This is a genomic window from Clostridium sp. HBUAS56010 (genome assembly GCF_007115105.1).
In the GTDB taxonomy this organism is placed as follows: Bacteria; Bacillota; Clostridia; order Lachnospirales; family Lachnospiraceae; genus Lacrimispora.
Map to the genome: position 1 here is coordinate 298,596 of NZ_SULJ01000002.1, position 19,973 is coordinate 318,568.

Annotated in this window: 14 protein-coding genes; 3 read left to right on the plus strand and 11 right to left on the minus strand. The window is 42.8% G+C overall.

Annotated features, from left to right (window positions below; all coding sequences use genetic code 11):
* Positions 1-68: 68 nt before the first annotated feature.
* Both rpoC and FAY33_RS06075 read right to left on the minus strand, forming a co-directional pair.
* On the minus strand, positions 69-3,728 hold the full coding sequence (gene rpoC, locus FAY33_RS06070; RefSeq protein WP_143319871.1) for a DNA-directed RNA polymerase subunit beta': 3,660 nt from the start codon (positions 3,726-3,728) through the stop codon (positions 69-71).
* 18 nt (positions 3,729-3,746) lie between these two features.
* Positions 3,747-7,607 carry a DNA-directed RNA polymerase subunit beta gene (locus FAY33_RS06075; protein ID WP_143319872.1) on the minus strand — a complete coding sequence of 1,287 codons (3,861 nt, stop codon included), beginning with the start codon at positions 7,605-7,607 and terminating at the stop codon, positions 3,747-3,749.
* A 207-nt stretch (positions 7,608-7,814) separates the two neighbouring features.
* Here FAY33_RS06075 and FAY33_RS06080 point away from each other — a divergent pair, with 207 nt between their 5' ends.
* Together FAY33_RS06080 and FAY33_RS06085 are read left to right on the plus strand one after the other, a co-directional pair.
* Entirely contained in the window at positions 7,815-8,264 is a 450-nt protein-coding gene (locus FAY33_RS06080; RefSeq protein WP_143319873.1) for a hypothetical protein, read from the plus strand.
* A 336-nt stretch (positions 8,265-8,600) separates the two neighbouring features.
* Positions 8,601-9,218 carry a superoxide dismutase gene (locus tag FAY33_RS06085; protein ID WP_143319874.1) on the plus strand — a complete coding sequence of 206 codons (618 nt, stop codon included), beginning with the start codon at positions 8,601-8,603 and terminating at the stop codon, positions 9,216-9,218.
* Between the two features lie 56 nt (positions 9,219-9,274).
* Here the strand turns inward: FAY33_RS06085 and FAY33_RS06090 are convergent, their stop codons facing one another.
* Genes FAY33_RS06090 through FAY33_RS06100 form a run of 3 tightly spaced genes read right to left on the minus strand, consistent with a single transcriptional unit; the run spans position 9,275 to position 11,626 of the window.
* A complete protein-coding gene (locus tag FAY33_RS06090; protein WP_143319875.1) occupies positions 9,275-9,721 on the minus strand; it encodes a DUF1934 domain-containing protein in 447 nt (148 codons plus the stop codon).
* An 11-nt stretch (positions 9,722-9,732) separates the two neighbouring features.
* Positions 9,733-10,551 carry a glutamate racemase gene (murI, locus tag FAY33_RS06095; RefSeq protein WP_143319876.1) on the minus strand — a complete coding sequence of 273 codons (819 nt, stop codon included), beginning with the start codon at positions 10,549-10,551 and terminating at the stop codon, positions 9,733-9,735.
* A gap of 10 nt (positions 10,552-10,561) precedes the next feature.
* On the minus strand, positions 10,562-11,626 hold the full coding sequence (locus tag FAY33_RS06100; protein WP_143319877.1) for a D-alanine--D-alanine ligase family protein: 1,065 nt from the start codon (positions 11,624-11,626) through the stop codon (positions 10,562-10,564).
* Positions 11,627-11,722: 96 nt separating this feature from the next.
* On the opposite strand from FAY33_RS06100, the gene spoIIR reads away from it, so the two are divergent.
* A complete protein-coding gene (gene spoIIR, locus FAY33_RS06105) occupies positions 11,723-12,370 on the plus strand; it encodes a stage II sporulation protein R (RefSeq protein ID WP_143319878.1) in 648 nt (215 codons plus the stop codon).
* Here spoIIR and FAY33_RS06110 read toward each other — a convergent pair.
* The 6 genes from FAY33_RS06110 to FAY33_RS06135 all read right to left on the minus strand — a co-directional run bounded on the left by FAY33_RS06110 (position 12,351) and on the right by FAY33_RS06135 (position 19,966).
* Positions 12,351-13,556, minus strand: coding sequence for a TolC family protein (locus tag FAY33_RS06110; RefSeq protein WP_143319879.1), 1,206 nt, complete (start codon positions 13,554-13,556; stop codon positions 12,351-12,353). The genes spoIIR and FAY33_RS06110 overlap by 20 nt on opposite strands.
* A 4-nt stretch (positions 13,557-13,560) precedes the next feature.
* A complete protein-coding gene (locus tag FAY33_RS06115) occupies positions 13,561-14,709 on the minus strand; it encodes a TolC family protein (RefSeq protein ID WP_143319881.1) in 1,149 nt (382 codons plus the stop codon).
* Positions 14,710-14,721: 12 nt separating this feature from the next.
* Positions 14,722-17,781, minus strand: a complete 3,060-nt coding sequence (locus FAY33_RS06120) for an efflux RND transporter permease subunit (RefSeq protein WP_143319882.1) — start codon at positions 17,779-17,781, stop codon at positions 14,722-14,724.
* A 12-nt stretch (positions 17,782-17,793) separates the two neighbouring features.
* Entirely contained in the window at positions 17,794-18,945 is a 1,152-nt protein-coding gene (locus FAY33_RS06125) for an efflux RND transporter periplasmic adaptor subunit (protein ID WP_143319884.1), read from the minus strand.
* Positions 18,942-19,589, minus strand: coding sequence for a TetR family transcriptional regulator (locus tag FAY33_RS06130; protein ID WP_143319885.1), 648 nt, complete (start codon positions 19,587-19,589; stop codon positions 18,942-18,944). The genes FAY33_RS06125 and FAY33_RS06130 overlap by 4 nt, the downstream gene beginning before the upstream one ends.
* Before the next feature lie 185 nt (positions 19,590-19,774).
* Positions 19,775-19,966: a hypothetical protein gene (locus FAY33_RS06135; protein ID WP_143319887.1), complete on the minus strand. Its 192-nt coding sequence runs from the start codon at positions 19,964-19,966 to the stop codon at positions 19,775-19,777.
* Between the last annotated feature and the right edge of the window lie 7 nt (positions 19,967-19,973).

The following is a 19,973-nucleotide window of genomic DNA, read 5'->3' on the forward strand; positions in this document are numbered from 1 at the left end:
GTTTTTATACAAATTCCTGTAAAATTGGAAGACCCTGGCAGATACATCCGCCGGGGTCTTTCCTGTATTTATTCTTCTATTCCGTCTTCAACGATTGATAAAACTTCTTCTGCTTCTTCAAACTGGTCATCAGACAATAAAATCTCATCGTCATCGGATAATAAGATCTCATCATCTTCCTCACAGGAAGCGTCAGTACTTAAATTAACGGTACGATACCGTTTCATACCTGTACCAGCAGGGATCGGTTTTCCGATGATAACATTTTCTTTCAGACCAATAAGGTGATCCACTTTACCATTAATTGCAGCTTCGGTCAGTACCTTTGTGGTCTCCTGGAATGATGCTGCAGACAAGAAAGAATCTGTAGCAAGAGATGCCTTTGTAATACCAAGCATAACCTGATTGCCGATCGCCGGCTCTTTTCCTTCTGCAAGAAGCGCTTCATTCAGATCATTATAGTCAAGAACGTCCATAGAGGTTCCCGGAAGAACTTCACTGTCTCCGCTCTCTTCAATTTTAATCTTCTTAAGCATCTGTCTTACAATCATCTCAACATGCTTATCATTGATCTCAACACCTTGCAAACGGTAAACTCTCTGTACTTCCTGAATCATATAATCCTGAACCGCACGAACACCCTTGATCTTTAAAATGTCGTGAGGATTGATACTACCTTCTGTCAGCTCATCGCCGGCTTCCAGCACCTGACCATCCTGGACTTTGATTCTGGAACCATAAGGAATCAGATAAGTCTTGGAATTGCCAGTCTCGTTATCAGTGATAATAATCTCACGTTTTTTCTTTGTATCCTTCATGGCTACGACGCCGCCGAATTCTGCAATGATTGCAAGACCCTTTGGTTTACGAGCCTCAAAAAGCTCCTCGACACGGGGAAGACCCTGTGTGATATCGCCACCGGCAACACCGCCGGTATGGAACGTACGCATGGTAAGCTGGGTTCCAGGCTCTCCGATAGACTGAGCTGCAATAATACCAACTGCCTCACCTACCTGAACCGGCTGACCCGTTGCCATGTTGGCACCGTAACATTTTGCGCAGACACCCATATGGGACTTGCAGGTCAGGACATTACGGATCTTAATGGAGTCGCGGCCCGTTTTTTCAAGTACTTTCATGACTCTGGCAGCACGCTTCGGTGTACACATATGATTTGCCTTCACAATCACTTCACCAGTATCCGGATCAGTAATTGTCTCTGCAATAAAACGACCGGTAATACGTTCTTCCAATCCTTCAATGGTTTCCTGACCATCGGTAAATGCCTTGATCTCCATAAATGGAATATCTTTGCCTTCACAACAGTCAATCTCCCGGATAATCATATCCTGAGAAACGTCAACCAGACGACGGGTCAGATAACCGGAATCGGCTGTACGCAGTGCCGTATCGGAAAGTCCTTTACGGGCACCATGAGCGGAGATAAAGTACTCCAATACATCAAGACCTTCACGGAAGTTTGATTTGATAGGAAGTTCGATGGTGTGACCAGTCGTATCTGCCATAAGTCCACGCATACCTGCAAGCTGTTTGATCTGTTTATCAGAACCTCGGGCTCCGGAATCCGCCATCATATAGATGTTGTTGTATTTATCAAGACCTGTAAGCAGATCATGAGTCAACTGATCATCCGTAACTTTCCATGTGTCAATAACTTCTTTATAACGCTCTTCCTCTGTAATAAGACCACGGCGGAAGTTCTTTGCAATCTGGTCAACCGTTGCCTGCGCATCTGCAATCAGCTTTGGTTTGCTCTCAGGCACAGTCATATCAGAAATGGAAACGGTCATGGCTGCTTTGGTAGAATACTTATATCCAATGGCCTTTATATCATCAAGAGTCTCTGCCGTCTGAACAGCTCCATGAACATTGATAACTTTTTCAAGAATCTGCTTACACTGCTTTTTACCTACATGGAAATCAACTTCCAGCATAAGTTCATTGCCTGGAATGGAACGGTCTACAAAACCTAAATCCTGAGGAACAATCTCGTTGAAGATGAAACGTCCAACCGTTGATTCTACCACTCCGTTCTTCATGCTACCATCAGGCATTCTCTTTGTTACTCTTGCCTTAATTCTGGAATGAAGGGTTACTGCCTGGTTCTCATAAGCGAGAATTGCTTCATTCACGCTCTTAAATACCATGCCCTCTCCCTTTGCACCAGGACGCTCCTGAGTCAGATAGTAAATACCAAGAACCATATCCTGGGATGGAACAGCCACAGGACCACCATCAGAAGGTTTCAGCAAGTTGTTCGGAGACAAGAGCAGGAAACGGCACTCTGCCTGAGCTTCTACGGAAAGAGGCAGATGAACCGCCATCTGATCTCCATCGAAATCGGCATTGAACGCAGTACATACCAGAGGGTGAAGTTTAATTGCCTTACCTTCAACCAGAATCGGCTCAAATGCCTGAATTCCAAGTCTGTGAAGGGTAGGTGCACGGTTTAACATAACCGGATGCTCCTTAATTACTTCTTCCAACACATCCCATACTTCTGTCTGAAGACGTTCCACCATCTTCTTTGCATTCTTAATATTATGAGCGGTTCCATTGGAAACCAGTTCTTTCATAACGAATGGCTTAAATAACTCAATTGCCATCTCTTTTGGAAGACCACACTGATAAATCTTAAGTTCTGGTCCTACAACAATAACGGAACGTCCGGAATAATCCACACGTTTTCCTAACAGGTTCTGACGGAAACGTCCCTGCTTACCCTTTAACATATCAGAAAGGGATTTCAGTGCACGGTTACCAGGTCCTGTTACAGGTCTTCCACGTCTTCCGTTATCAATCAAAGCATCAACTGCTTCCTGAAGCATACGTTTTTCATTACGCACAATAATATCAGGTGCGCCAAGTTCTAACAGACGGGCAAGACGGTTGTTACGGTTAATAATTCTTCTATATAAATCATTTAAGTCAGAGGTTGCAAAACGTCCGCCGTCAAGCTGTACCATAGGACGGATATCCGGAGGAATAACCGGAACAACAGTCATAATCATCCACTCAGGCAGATTGCCGGAATTACGGAATGCTTCGACTACTTCCAGTCTCTTAATGATTCTTGCACGCTTCTGGCCTGTAGAATCTTTCAGCCCTTTCTTTAACTCTTCGGACTCTTTCTCAAGATTAATTGCCCGTAAAAGTTCCAGAACTGCTTCTGCTCCCATTCCCACACGGAATGCACCGTGTCCGTACTTTTCTGTCTCTTCTCTATACTCTTTCTCAGATAACACCTGTTTGTACTGAAGTCCGGTATCACCGGCATCCAGTACAACATAAGATGCAAAGTAAAGCACCTTTTCCAGGGTTCTTGGAGAAATGTCAAGGATCAGACCCATACGGCTGGGAATTCCTTTAAAATACCAGATATGGGAAACAGGGGCAGCAAGCTGAATATGACCCATACGTTCCCTGCGGACACTTGCCTTTGTTACTTCAACACCACAGCGGTCGCAGATAACGCCTTTATAGCGAATCTTTTTATATTTTCCACAATGACATTCCCAGTCTTTGCTCGGTCCAAAGATCCGTTCGCAGAACAGACCGTCTTTTTCCGGTTTTAAGGTTCTGTAGTTAATTGTCTCTGGTTTTTTTACTTCCCCATGAGACCAATCCAGAATCTTCTCCGGAGATGCCAGACCAATCTTTATGGCATCAAATGTCATTGGATGGTAAGTTTCATTATTCTCAGGCATGAGCAATTCTCCCTCCTATTATTCTTCGTCTGAATCGTCAATATCCGGCTCTACATAATCCTCTGAAGAATCGTCTTCTTCCGCCTCATTTTCACTGACAGCCACCAGTTCCTGATTCTTAAATTCCTGTTTCTGATAGCCATATTCACCAAAGGACTCTTCCTCCCGGTAACGTCTGTCACCTTCAATAATGGAACGTAAATCAGTCTCTTCGTATTCAGTGCTCTCAGCAATCTGAACTTCTGTATTATCATCACGCATCACTCTTACATCCAAAGCCAGTGACTGAAGTTCTTTTAACAGTACCTTGAAAGATTCCGGAATACCTGGTTCAGGGATATTCTCACCCTTGATAATTGCCTCATAAGTCTTCACACGTCCTACAACGTCATCGGATTTCACTGTCATGATCTCCTGGAGCGTATAGGAAGCGCCATAAGCCTCGAGGGCCCATACTTCCATCTCTCCGAAACGCTGTCCGCCGAACTGCGCTTTACCACCCAGCGGCTGCTGGGTAACCAGAGAATATGGTCCTGTGGAACGGGCATGAATCTTATCATCAACCAGATGGTGGAGTTTTAGGTAGTGCATGTGACCAATGGTTACTGCACTGTCAAAGTATTCGCCGGTACGTCCGTCACGAAGGCGCACTTTACCGTCACGGTTAATCGGAACACCTTTCCACAATTCTCTGTGGTCTAAATGTTCTCCAAGGTAATCAATCACCTCAGGTTTTAATGTGTCTTTATATTTATCCTGGAAATCAGACCAGCTAAGATTTACATAATCATTTGCCACATCCAGGGTATCCATAATATCAATCTCGTTTGCACCGTCGAATACCGGAGTTGATACATTAAAGCCCAGCGCTCTTGCTGCAAGACTTAAATGAATCTCCAAAACCTGACCAATGTTCATACGGGAAGGAACGCCAAGAGGGTTCAGCACGATATCAAGGGGACGGCCATTTGGAAGGAACGGCATATCCTCTACTGGGAGCACACGGGAAACAACACCCTTGTTACCATGACGGCCAGCCATCTTATCACCAACAGAGATCTTTCTCTTCTGAGCGATATAAATACGGACTGTCTCATTCACTCCAGGAGAAAGTTCATCACCGTTTTCTCTTGTAAATACTTTTGCGTCAACAATAATGCCGTATGCACCATGAGGTACTTTTAATGAAGTATCACGGACTTCTCTCGCTTTCTCACCGAAGATCGCACGAAGCAGTCTCTCTTCTGCGGTCAGTTCTGTCTCTCCCTTTGGAGTTACTTTTCCAACCAGAATATCTCCTGCACGAACTTCAGCACCAATGCGGATAATTCCTCTTTCATCAAGATCCTTTAAGGAGTCTTCACCGACACCAGGCACATCACGGGTAATCTCTTCCGGTCCTAACTTGGTATCACGGGCTTCTGCTTCATATTCTTCAATATGAACGGAAGTATAAACATCTTCCTGCACCAGTCTTTCGCTTAAAAGAACCGCATCTTCATAGTTATAACCTTCCCATGTCATGAATCCGATTAATGGATTCTTACCAAGGGCAATCTCGCCGTTTTGTGTAGAAGGACCGTCAGCGATAACATCGCCTTTTGTCACGTGATTATTCTTAAATACAATCGGCTTCTGGTTATAACAGTTGGACTGGTTACTTCTTGTGAATTTGGTAAGACGGTAAACATCTTTTCCGCCGTCAGAATCTCTTCTGATAACGATCTCATTCGAAGCAGACCGCTCTACCACACCGCTGTTTTTTGCAACAACACAAACACCAGAGTCAACGGCAGCCTTTGCTTCCATACCAGTTCCTACAACAGGAGCATCGGTAGTTAAAAGCGGTACAGCCTGACGCTGCATGTTTGATCCCATAAGAGCACGGTTCGCATCATCATTCTCAAGGAAAGGAATCATTGCAGTCGCAACGGAGAATACCATCTTCGGAGAAACATCCATCAGATCAATATTCTTTCTCTGGAACTCGGAAGTCTCTTCCCTGAAACGTCCTGAAATATTCTTGTGGACAAAATGACCATCATCATCAAGAGGTTCATTCGCCTGTGCAACAACGAAATTATCTTCTTCATCAGCAGTGAGATAAACGACCTGATCTGTAACAATGGGATTATTCACATCTGCCTTATCCAGCAGACGATATGGTGCCTCAACAAAGCCATACTGGTTCACTCTTGCATAGGTTGCAAGGGAGTTGATCAGACCGATATTAGGACCTTCTGGTGTCTCAATCGGGCACATACGGCCGTAATGAGTATAGTGAACGTCACGAACCTCAAATCCGGCACGGTCTCTGGACAGACCGCCAGGACCCAGTGCAGATAAACGTCTCTTATGAGTCAGTTCTGCAAGAGGGTTATTCTGATCCATGAACTGGGATAACTGGGAACTTCCGAAGAATTCCTTAACTGCAGCAGTTACTGGTTTGATATTAATCAAGGACTGGGGAGTAATGCCATCCATATCCTGTGTTGTCATTCTTTCACGAACCACTCTCTCCATTCTGGAAAGACCAATACGGTACTGGTTCTGTAAAAGTTCTCCGACCGCACGGATTCTACGATTTCCCAGATGGTCGATATCATCTGCTGCACCCACTTGTTCTTCCAGGTGCATATTATAGTTAATAGAAGCAAGAATATCTTCTTTTGTAACATGTTTCGGTACCAGTTCATTCATATTTCTATGAATTGCCTTTTTAACAGCCTCAGGATCTTCGCTTCCAACTTCTGACAGAATTTTTTCCAGGGCAGGGTAGAATACTAACTCCGTAACACCCGCTTCCTTCGGATCAAAACTTACATGTGCTGCAAGATCAACCATTAAGTTGGAGAGAACTTTCTGTTTGTGCTCCACACCTTCCAGCCACACGAAAGGAACCGCTGCATCCTGGATGGCAACAGCAAGCTGCTTGTCTACTGTAGTTCCAGCCTGAGCGAGAATCTCACCAGTTGTGGTATCCACTACATCTTCAGCCAGAACGTGACCTGTGATTCGGTTTTTAAAATGAAGCTTTTTATTGAATTTATATCTTCCGACTTTTGCCAGATCATATCTTCTGGAATCGAAAAACATACTATTTAACAAACTTTCAGCACTATCAACAGATAAAGGTTCACCTGGGCGGATCTTCTTATATAACTCTAATAAGCCATCCTGGTAATTGTCTGATGTATCCTTACCAAAGCTGGCTAATAATTTTGGTTCTTCACCAAACAGTTCAAGAATCTCTGCATTCGTACCATAACCAAGGGCTCGAATCAGTACGGTCACCGGAACTTTTCTGGTTCTGTCGACACGTACATAGAAGATGTCGTTAGAGTCTGTTTCATACTCCAGCCACGCACCACGGTTAGGAATAACGGTACAAGTATACAGTTCCTTACCTACCTTGTCGTGATCAATGCCATAATAGATACCTGGGGAACGCACCAACTGGCTGACGATGACACGTTCAGCACCGTTAATCACAAAGGAGCCTGTGTCTGTCATAAGCGGAAGATCACCCATGAAAATCTCATGTTCATTAATTTCATCTTTATCTTTATTGCAGAGCCTTACCTTTACCTTCAAAGGCGCCGCATAAGTTGCATCTCTTTCCTTGCATTCTTCTATTGTGTACTTGATGTCATCTTTGCATAATGTAAAGTCAACAAACTCAAGACTTAAGTGTCCCGCAAAGTCTGCAATAGGAGAGATATCATCAAAAACTTCCTTCAATCCTTCCTCAAGGAACAACTGATAGGAATTCTTTTGAATCTCGATCAGGTTTGGCATCTCAAGCACTTCTTTTTGTCTTGAGAAACTCATTCTCAGGCTCTTACCGGCTGGGACCGGACGCATTCTGCTTTTCTCCATTGACGTTTCACCCCTGTTTTCTTTCTAATCGTTTCTGTTTTGGGCATAAATGTCCCTAAAGGCACACATAGCCACAATAGTGCACATTCCATAATATCATAGCATTGTCAAGGTGTCAAGCATTTTTTGCTTGTCTTTCCCAATAAAATGTGATACACTACTATGGATAGACCCAATTTATAAAATGAACTATTGGAGGTATTCCCGTTGAGCACATTATTAAACGTATTAATTGCGATTCTTTTGATCGTGGTTGTGGCTCTGGCTGTCCTTTATTTTCTCGGCAAGAAGCTGGAAAAACGCCAGGTGGAACAGCAGCAGGCACTGGAAGCGGCTGCACAGACCGTGTCCATGCTGGTCATTGATAAGAAAAAGATAAAACTAAAAGATGCAGGACTTCCCAAGATCGTGTATGAGCAGACACCCAAGTACATGCGCAGGACAAAGGTACCGATTGTAAAAGCCAAGATCGGTCCAAAGGTTATGACATTAATTGCTGACGCAAAAGTATTTGAAGTACTTCCAGTTAAAACGGAAGCTAAGGTTGTGATAAGCGGAATTTACATAACCGAAATCAAGAGCCTTCGAGGAAAAGCAGTTCCTCCAGCACCAAAAAAGAAAAAATTTATGGACAGGTTTAAAAAAGCTGAAAAATAAAATATAATTAATTCTTAAAAGAATGCCGGAGTGCCATTGTGGGTGCACTTCGGCATTCTTTTATTTATGCGGAGAACCATAAGATCAGAGGTTCTCTCTTCTTATATTATATACTTATAAGGATATATATCTATAATAGATAAAAAATTATCTGTTATATTATACCTATTCAGACTTCAAGTAAAATTATTTAAAATATACTTGACATTTTATAATCTCATGATATAATCAAGTCATAGATAAGTTAGTTTTAACTAACCAGTCTTTTATACAAACTTAAAAATATAAACTTAAAGAAATAATGAACTTTAGATAGTACGAAAGGAGAACTTAATTATGTATAATCAAATCAAACTTCCATACGCATATGACGCTTTAGAACCCCATATTGATGCTCTCACAATGGAGACACATTACTCCAAGCATCATGCAGCTTATACAAAGAATCTAAATGATGCCGTTTCAAAGGCAGGAATTGAAGACAAAGAAATCACTGCTCTTCTCTCTTCCCTTGACAGCATCTCCGACGAGGCTCTGCGAAAGGCAATTCGTAACAACGGAGGTGGGTTTTATAACCACAATCTTTATTTCTCCACAATGAGCCCTGATGGCGGCGGAGAACCCCAAGGAGAACTTGGCAGCAAACTAACAAAGGCATTCGGCAGCTTTTCTGATTTCCAATCAAAATTAAGCGGTCTGGCCGCCGGACAGTTTGGTTCTGGCTGGGGCTGGTTGTCAGCCAATAAGGAAGGGGATTTAATTCTTTCTTCCAGCGCCAATCAGGACAACCCTCTGATGGAAGGCAAGGGATACGTTCCGATCTTAGGCATTGATGTATGGGAACATGCTTATTATTTAAAATATAAGAACTTAAGAGCGGATTATATTAAAGCATTTTTCAGTGTTGTTGACTGGAAAGCAGTTGCTGATAACTATAATAAGATAATTGGATAATCTCTTAAATTAAAAAAGCTGCATGGCAACGATGATTCGTCGCCATGCAGCTTTTTTTAATTTAGCAGGTCAATCTCAGCCGACGCCCTGGAATGAATATCAAGGTCAATATCACATTCAGAAACGTGCTGGTAATTAATATCCAGGGAATAAGCCACATGAACTTTTAACCGGTCTTCCTCCTCAACAAGTTCAATCTTATTGGTATGAATTCCTATCATAAGTTCCCCATAGGGAGTTGCATAACAGGCAATGTTCTTTTTATCCTGCTCAAAAGTCATATGAACACTGGAACTTCCCCGTTTTATGATATCGAGACCGGAAGGGGTGATCTTGATGGTATTTTTTATAACACCTTCCTCGCCCTCTTGTATCTCATCATAAAGAATGTAGTGATTGCCATTCTTCAGAAAATAATCTCCTGAGGTAATCATCTCAACCGTATGATTATCTTCTGACACAATCTGCATTCCGCTTATGCTGATTAGTACATCTCTTGTCATAGTAAGCTCCTTTAGAACTGTTCGATATTTATCTGTTTCGTCTCTTTTACCTGTCCCGGAAGAATGGAAGCTGCAAAATCGGTAAACTTCTCTGCCAGATCACTGACATAAAAGCTGTACCGTTCCTGAAACTCCTCTTTTCTGTCACAGAACAGCTCTGCTTCCCCTAAAATCTGCTTTAACTCCAAAGCAGTCTCATAAGCCGGGTTTACAAGTTTTACCTCCGGTCCCATAAGCCTTCCAACAGTGGAACGAAGCAAGGGATAATGGGTACAGCCAAGTACCAGGGTATCAATAAACTTTCCTTTTAGTTCGCTTAAATACCGGGAAGCGATCTCGTCGGTGACGGAATCGTGAAGCAATCCTTCTTCTACCAGAGGAACAAAAAGAGGACATGCTTTGCCGATCACTTCTATATCATCCTTCATTTTCTTCATAACTCTGGTATACACACCGCTTCGTATGGTTCCTTCTGTTCCGATTATTCCAATCTTGCCATTCCGTGTGGACTCTATGGCAGTCTTTGCACCTGCATGAATAACACCGATAATGGGAATATCCAACTCTTTCTCCACAGTCTCCAGAGCAAACGCAGTCGCCGTATTGCAGGCAATGACAATTGCCTTTACATCCTGGTCCAGCAAAAAACGGATGTTCTGCCTGGTATAGCGGATAATGGTGTCACTTGATTTGCTTCCATATGGAAGTCTGGCTGTATCCCCAAAATAGATAATTCTTTCATCAGGAATCTGCCTCATAATCTCCCTGGCTACGGTAAGTCCTCCTACACCAGAGTCAAAGACTCCAATGGGTGAATTTCTATCTGCCATCTTATCTCCTTTATTGCTGGCAGCGGTTCATAGCAGATTCCATTAACCGGTCAACCAGTTCCCCTTTTGTTACACCTGCCGCTTCCCACAGCATGGGATACATGCTGATTGCAGTGAAGCCTGGCATGGTATTGATTTCGTTAAATATAACGGTTCCGTCTGCTTTTACGAAAAAATCCACTCTTGCAAGACCATAACCGTCAACTGCCTGAAAGACAGCTTTTGCAGCTTCTCTTACCTTTTCGGCAGCTCCACCCGGAAGTTCAGGATTTACCACCGTCTTGGAATCAGAATTATAGTATTTGGCGTCAAAATCATAAAATTCTGCTGCTGCAAGGATCTCGCCAACTCCAGATGCCTCCGGAAGATTGTTCCCTTCTCCAAATACAGCACATTCGATCTCGCGTCCTACAATCATCTCTTCCACCAGAATCTTGCGGTCATGCTCTCCTGCCAATAAAAGAGCATTCTTCAGCTCTTTTCTGTCATTGGCTCTGCTGACCCCTTTGGAAGAGCCTGCATTGGAAGGCTTTACAAATACGGGATAAGAAAACTTTTTCTCCACCTTATCTGCCACAGGGTCTAAATCACCTAATTCATGGCGCATAACAGCCACATAATCTGCCTGCTTCACACCCAGATCATCTACAATAATCTTTGTATATAATTTATCCATGGATACGGCGGATGCCAGGACTCCGCAGCCCACATAAGGGATACCTGCCAGGTCCAGCAGACCCTGAATGGTTCCGTCTTCTCCAAACAGTCCGTGAAGAACGGGAAATACCACATCAGCATGCACCAGTTCTGCCCTGGTTCCTTCTAAAAGGATTACCCCTTTCATGGTCGCATCCGGAGATAATATGGCTGAAACACTGCCCCCTTTCCATGTACCGTCTTCAATCTCTTCTATAGAATTGGTCTTGATCCAGCGGCCTTCCTCTGTGATCCCGATCAGAAGTAAATCATATTTTTCTTTATTGATATGGTTAATGACATTGAGTACAGACATGCAGGAAACAATATGCTCCGATGACTGTCCGCCGAACAAAACAACCGCACTTTTTTTGTCCATTTCTTTCTCCTCACCAATTTCTTGATTTTACAGCGTTTATATTATAGCACATATGGTTACAATTACAAATAGATTCCAAAAAAAAGGAGAACCCCTATGAAACAGAAACGTGATTTATTCTTATGTATTACATGCTTATTGCTTGCACTTTTGTTTTCCATGGCTGAAGGAAGGAATGACGATGAAGCTTTAGCAGCACGCATCGCACCGGAAATTCTTCGTTTTCATGTTCTGGCAAACAGTGACACCACAGAAGATCAGAATTTAAAATTAAAAGTACGCACCATGCTCTTAAACACAATATATGAAGAGATGGGAGAAAATGCTTCGTTAGAAGAGACAAAAAAATACATCCGGCTGCACAAAGAGGAACTGGAGCAGGACGCAGAAATGTACATGAAAACCCTGGGATATGACTATCCCGCACATATGGAACTGTCCAACACCTATTTTCCTACCAAAACCTATGGCGATATGGTATTCCCCTGCGGAACATACGAAGCTGTCCGGGTAAAAATAGGCGAAGGCAAAGGCCGCAACTGGTGGTGTGTCCTTTATCCTCCGCTCTGTTTTGTGGATTCTTCTTATGCAGTTGTTCCGGATACCTCCAAAGAGATTCTTCGGGAATCCATTGATTCAGCAGATTATAATAAACTCATAAAAGAAAGTCCAAAGATCCATATTCGCCTGAAAGTGGCTGATCTGCTGGTAAAGAATAAAAAGCCTATTGTTCAGAATCCATAATGATTCCTTTTATTGCCCACTGATAAGCATCATATGCCTGAAAAAGAGTGTTATAAGCGCTTTGCTTCTCTCCCTCTGCCTGTAAATATGCCATTTGGGACTGCAGATAGGCAATCTTGCTTAACATGCCCATCTGGAATGCCCGCTCTGCTTTTCCTTTGTCCAGAGTCGCCTTCTCATAAGATGTACATGCCGCATCATATGCGGTCTTTGCCTGCTTTATCTGCTGATAGAATGACTGCATGGAGATTGCTACTCCCTGTTCCGCTTCAGAGACACTGGTCTGCTTATTCTCCATTCCTTTGGTAGTCTTGCCAGAGGAACCACGGCGCAGGTCAATGACATTGTAATTGTTGTTTATTGCTTTTGCCGTGTCACCTTCCAGATCAAGGGAACTTACTTCCTGCATATCCAGTTGAGGAAGTCCTCCAATCACTGGTTTTGAATCTGCGGAATAGCCAGTCATAAGTCCCAGAGAACGCTGTAATCCATCAACCGTATGAGTCAGACTCAAAAGAGAGGACTGGGCTGACAGCAATTCTTTCTTTGCGGAAAGGACATCGCCCTCTGTTGCTGTACCAATCCTTTTTCCCAGCTCCTGGGCTTCGTATGCCGCATTGCTTAATTCTACTACTTTTTGAAGCAGCGCCTGATTTGCAGCCGCACTATTGTAACCGATCATAACCTGATCTGCATAGTATTCAAACTGCCTGGATATATGAGTCAGATTAAAATTAATGCTGGAATTGGACTGTTTTATCTGTTTTAATGATCTTTGTGTTTTCTCCGCCTGTGATTTCAATCCTTTTGCAGTTCCACTAAGCATCATATATTTCTCAATTCCATCTTTTGTATTAATTTCATCAGAGTCTTTAAGAGCCTGGGCATCATCCTCCAGATCCTTGATATAGCCTCTCATTTCCTTATATATATATTCTATATTATCTACATTCACAATGAGAGATGCCGCCGTATTCTGATAATCCGGATTAAAGTATCTCACCAAATCAGAAAGCTCCTCAAATTCAATGGTCTGGTCATTTAACCGGTCCCACTGTTCCTGGGTCACCCCTTCTGGTATGGTATTCTGTGCCTGACCGGGACCGACGTCTCCATAAACGGACAGGGGTGCTGCCACAGTCAGTAATGCTGCCATAAAAACAGGTAAAATATTTTTATTTCTCATATCATCAGCCTCCTGCCGAAGCCAGCCCTTTTACTGCGTTGTAATAGTTCTGAACTGCCTGAAATAAATCCAGTTGTGCCTTTTTTACAGAAAAATCTTTCGAATGAAACGCATTCTTCTGTTTTAAATAATCCAGTCTGCTTAAAGTGCCGATCTGTAATTTCCGCTCAGCCGTGTCCATATTTTTACTTTCCAGTTCAAAGTCAGCCATGGACTGGTCATAAGATGCCTTTGCCTGCAGAACCGCCTGATAGTTCTTGGTCAAATCCGAATTAATATTCTGTTCATTGCTGGAGATCGTGCGGTTTAATGTGCTTTTGGTGATCTCAGCGGTGGCATTTTGCAGTTTTCTCTTGTTAATCTTCAATGTATAGTTATTGGCAAGCGCTTCTTCTCTGTCTGCTTCCGGATTTAATGATGCAAGCCGTTCCATATCAATGGAAGGAATATCTTTAATCTCGGGGCTGTCATTATATTTCCAGCCAAGCATAATACATAACTTCTGTCTCGTTTCTTCTATGGAACCAGTTAACTTTTCAATGGAAGCCTGGGCACTCTGGACACTTTCTTTTGCCGCCAGAACATCAGACTGGGTTGCCATTCCTGCACTCTGCTTTACCAAAGCTGACTGGTACTGAGCTTCTAAAAATTCAAGATTGGCTCTGGCCGCATCCAGTTCATACGTTTGCTGGAAATAAGATACCATAGAGGACTGTGCCGATGCCACCAGGTTTGCCTCCTGCTGGTCATAGGTAAGCTGGTGAACCATTAAATCCTCTACATTCCGGTCTGCCGCCTGATCTGCCTGATCTGCTGCAACTGCACTTTGGGCATCAGATATAGGGCTATCCCCTGTCATGGCACTTCTGGCATCACTTGCTGCATCCCGGTAATACTGGGCATACTGATCACTGGTAATCTTGTTGTCTTTTTTCTTGTCATTAATATCCAACTGGTTTTTTTGAACCGTTGTGTTATATTCATGAATCAGATCGCTTAATTCTTCATATTCCATCACATTATCTTTGAGCCTTGCCCATTCCTCAGGGGTTCTGGCAAACTCAGGACTAACTGCCCACACTGTAGATGCCGGTGCCGAAGCAGCCAGCACTGCCGCGAGGCAGCACGCACTGATCTGTTTCCATTTTCTCATCTTTCATCCTCCTTACTGGACGGTTTCTACCGATGATTCTTCATTAACAGTTGCTTTCTTCTCTTTTTTCCGGCTCATAATAGAATAAAGAACCGGAAGCACCAAAAGAGACAGGAGTGTGGAGGACGCAAGACCTCCAATATTAACCAACGCCAGCCCCTGCATAATCTCTCCATTTTCTCCCGCTCCTCTTGCAAGAGGAATCAAGGAAAGAATGGCAATGAGGGCTGTCATAAGAATTGGTCTGAGCCGGGTAAATCCCGCTTCGATTACTGCACTCCGCACGTCCATGGTTTCATGGAACTGATTGGCGCAGTCTACATACAAAATACCTGAGTTCAAAACTGTTCCGATTAATACAAGAAATCCCAGCATGGACGTCATACTAATGCTGACATTGGTAATAAGCATTAGTCCAAAGGCTCCGATAAAACTAAACGGAATTGTAACCATAACCATAAGAGAGAACACCGGAGACTCAAACTGAGCTGCCAAAACTACAAATACAAGGAAAATGGCTGTTGCAATTGCAAGAAATAAACCGCCAAGTTCTTCATTCATGGATTCTGCTTCACTGTTCAAACCTCTGGTAATGGTATCATTTAGATATTTGCTTACCACATGGTCATTCATATCCTTGATCGCTGCCTGTTTCTCCTTTTCCGTCTTTACTTTATCAGTAAAAGATCCGGTTACAGTAACCTGAAACTGTTTGTTTTTTCTTGTAATTGTCGAAGGGCTGTCTTCATAACCAATGGAGGCAATGTCTGTAATGGATACAGAACCTCCGGTAGTACTGGGGATCATAATTCCTTCTACTTTATCAAGGGTATCATAGGAATCATCAGGATATTCTACTTTTACTGTAATCTCCTGTCCATCCTGATCAAATTTGGTTGCTTCCACTCCACTGAGCATGCGGTTTAACATACCACCTACAGACACCGGAGCGATTCCTTCTGCCGCTGCTTTAATGGGGTCAACTTTTACTTTAATAACAGGGGCTGCATTTTCAAGATCGGAATGAACTTTAATCAGTTCTGGACGGCTGGTCAGTTCTGATACAAGCTGATCTGCTGTATGCTTTAATCCCTCAAGCTGGGGACCTTTTAAAATCACTTCAAAATCATTGCTGCTCTGAGACATGGACATACCAGATGAAGAACGAACACTGATATTGCCATCCGGAAGCTGCCCCATCTCTTTTTTCCATTTATTCACCACCTGTCTGGTGGAAAGTGATCTGTCTGGTTTTAAATATGCGGTCAGCGTTGCATCGGTTGTACTTTCCAGTGACACTGCATCGCCGCCATAGGTAAGTGTATAGGATTCCAAGTCCTTTTCACCAGCGGCAATTGCTTCTACCTTTTGTAAAATCTTATCAACCTCTTCTATTTTAAGACCTGGTTTGACTTTGGTTGTAACCGTTATGGTTCCCTGGTCTGTCTCCGGCATCAGCTCCAGCCCCAACTTGCCTGCCAAAACAAAGGAAACAACCAGAAGCAGAACCGAAACAAGAATTACCATTGCCTTTCTGTCAAGCAGCTTCCCAATCAGCGTACGATAACCGTGCTGAAGTGCAGTTACCACCTTTCCAAGGGGTGAATTATGTTTCTCTAACGGACGGTATCTGGTATAGCAAAGGGGAACGATGGTCATGGAAGAGATCAGGGATGCCATCATACAGAATATAATCGTATATCCCAATGGCTTAAAGATCTGCCCTGTCATACCTGCAAGGAATACCAGCGGAATGAATACAACACACTTGGTAATCGTACCGCCCAGAATGGACTGGAGTACGGTTTTCGTTCCCTGGATTGCGGAACCTTCAAAATCCGTACCGCTCTGTGACCTGAAACAACTTTCCAGCACAACGATGGAGTCATCTACCATCATTCCCACGCCCAGTACAATTGCACTCATGGTGATCATGTTCATGGAAAATCCCATGACTGACATCAGAATCAGCGCCACCAGAATGGAAACAGGAATGGAGCTTCCTACAATCAAAGATGCCTTAATATCACCGAAGAACAGGAAGATAATGACCATAGATATAACAACTGCCAGAATCATGGTTTCCATAACGCTGTAAAGGGAATCTTTGATATTATTACTGGTATCTTCAATAACAACCACATCCAGATTCTTATGATCCTGCTTTAAGGTCTGTATGGTTTTATTTACTTCTTTGGATACTTCGATGGCACTGTTTTTCTGCTGCTTATTCACGGATAAGGTAATCGTATCCTTTCCATTATAGCGCCCGATTGCTTCCTGCTTCTTAACAGTTGACTCAATGTCTGCAATATCCTCTAAGTAAATCGTTTTCCCTTTTCCGGCTACAATCGGAACTTTCTTTAATTGATCTACATTATTAACTTCTACCGAAGTGCTGACAGCCAGTTTCCGATTTCCCACTCCTGTGGAGCCAGAAGGATATATAAAGTCAGCCGACTGAATGGACTGGGTGATAGAATCCATGGTTAAATGGTACTGATTCAGCTTTTCAGGGCTAATCCGGACTCTGACATACCCTTCCTGCCCGCCGCTGGTGGCAATACTGGCAACCGAACTGATCTTCTCAAAATCAGGAATAATATCATTCTTTACATAATTATAAAGATTCTCCTGGGTCGGATCGTTTACAGCCAGAGTCATTACCGGTCTGGCATTGATATCAACCTCCATAATACCTGGTGTTTTTACATCATCAGGAAGCTTTATATTATCAATCTTCTTTTTCAAATCAGAATAGGCTTTATCCATATTGGTGCCGTATTCATATTGAAGCATAACGATGGAAACATTCTCTCTGGAAGTAGACTGCACATGCTTAATTCCGGAAAGCGTTCCAACCTCGTCTTCAATTGGTTTTGATACCAGATCATTCACATCGTTTGGACTGGCTCCCTGATAAATACTGCTGACAATCAGGATTGGATAGTTCATCTCTGGAATCAACTCTAATTTTGAAGATAAGACAGAAGATAAACCAAAAACGATCAGACACAGCACTCCTAAGATTATGGTTATAGGGCGTTTTAAGGCAAGTTTGGTTATTCCCATATCTACGCCCCCTTACTGAACTGCTCCGGAAGTCTCTGATGCAGTCTCTTCCGTCTCAGCCTTACTCTCTGGTGTCTCTTTTCCTGCTTCCTGTCCGCTGCTGTCTGCTGCAAGATTTACAACTGAACCATCATATAATTCACTGGTCCATGTCGCAACCACCTGATCCTGTTCGCTGACTCCTTCTTTCACCTCAGCAAAACTACTGTCTGTAATGCCTAATGCAACAGGATTCTTCTTGAGTTTTCCATCAATGTATGTATAAACAAAAGGATTGCCGCCTTCATAGTAAATGCTGTCTACCGGTACGGATAACACATTATCTGCCTTTTGAGAGACAACAGAAAGCTTCACAGAGGTTCCGGTTGCCAGTGAATTGCCATCTGGAACAGACGCTTTTACTTTAAATAAACCGCTGGTCTGATCAATCATGGAGCTGACTTCTGTGATGGCTGCAACATGATCTGTGCCATTTTTCTCAATTTTAATGGTATCCCCTGTCTTTATGCCATTCACAATTCGTTCAGGGACATAAAAAGTGACTGCTTTTCCGCCTTCTCCTGAGATGACACAAAGATTGGTCTGAGCAGAAACCATGTCATGAACCTTGACATTTAAGCTTTCTACCCGTCCTGCAATGGGAGCTGTAACCTGACTGCTTTCCATCTGAATGTTATAAGCGATCTTTGCATTCTCATATTGAAGCTTTGCAAGCTCTACTTTGTCAACCAGGGACTGATAATCTGCCTCAGCCACATCACCCGCCTGATAGAGAACGGTATAACGGTCCAGATTCTTTCTGGCATCTTCATAGCTGATCCTTGCTGTCTCAGCAGTGATCCTGGAACTCTCTACCTGTTTGGTATCAATCACACAAAGCAGTTGTCCGGCACTCACCATATCTCCGGTCTGGACATTCACGGCTGTGATCTCACCGGAACCAAGAGGTGTTACATAAACAATGCTGTCCGGCTCAATGGTTCCAATCAGGTCGCTGCTCACTTCTATGGTACGGTTTTCGGGCTTCACTACGGTTATAACAGGCGGCGCTTCTGCCACAATCTGTTCCTTATCTCCGCCCAGAACCCGAAAGAGAATCAGTCCCGCCACTGCAACGATCACAACAACGGAACCTGCAATCTTTATGATATTTTTCTTTGTCATAGTGCACTCCTTTTATCACATTCTAATTCTACTTCCTGTTTACAAATTCCACATTGTAGAATATCTAATTTTTTCGCTAAAATTTTCTTAATTTTTTCCTTATCTTCCGGATGGGAATAATACCACTCCAGACCTTTTCCAATTTCAAAAAATATCATATATAGGATCATTCCAAAGGTCTCTATGGTCTGATCTTTAAAATCAGATTTGTCAATGGAATCATACATTGCCAACAGCAGAGAATACTGCCTTGGTGAGACACTTGTTGACAGGCCATTTGTCACCCCGTACACCTGTACACTGTCCACAATATTCTTTGCAAGCTGTACAAATTTTTCTTTTGTCTTAAATACACTTTCATCCATAAACGACAGCATGGTCTTCCACAGGTTTCCGTGATTCCTTTTTACATTCTCCGCCCACAATTTCTCAAAGTTCTCTGCTGCATCTTCAAAAATATAGGATAGTACATCATGTTTATCCTCAAAATATGTATAAAAACTGCCCCTTGAGATTCCAGCACTTTTTATAATTTTATTAATAGAAGCTTTTTCAAATGGGGCACAGATAAATTCCTCCATGGCAGCATCCCGTATGGCCTTCTTTTTTTCATCCGGAAGGTTATAAAATCGTTCCGTAGGCACTATTTTCACCTCTCTTTCTTTTTCCCCTGGTGCGTATCTAAAAACTGCCTGTTTGAGGATTTGCATTACAGCCCCGATAAAATACCCCAAAAAAACGCAAAGGTGACAACATGTCATTTATTATAATGACACGTTGTCACCTTGTCAAGAACGGTTATAGTTATTTTAGAATTTTTCTCAATACTTTATTTTTCTTTGTCCAGATACTCCTTTAATGCTTCGTCACTGTCCTCAATCCATATATCTTCTTCCTCTCCATTAAGCCCTAAAAAACCGGCAAGAGTCTGGGAAGTTGTGTTTTTATTCCATTCTTCAATATAATCATCAATCTCTTCGAACTGGATCTCACCAGCCAGATATTTTTCTTTAAATGTCATGAAAAAC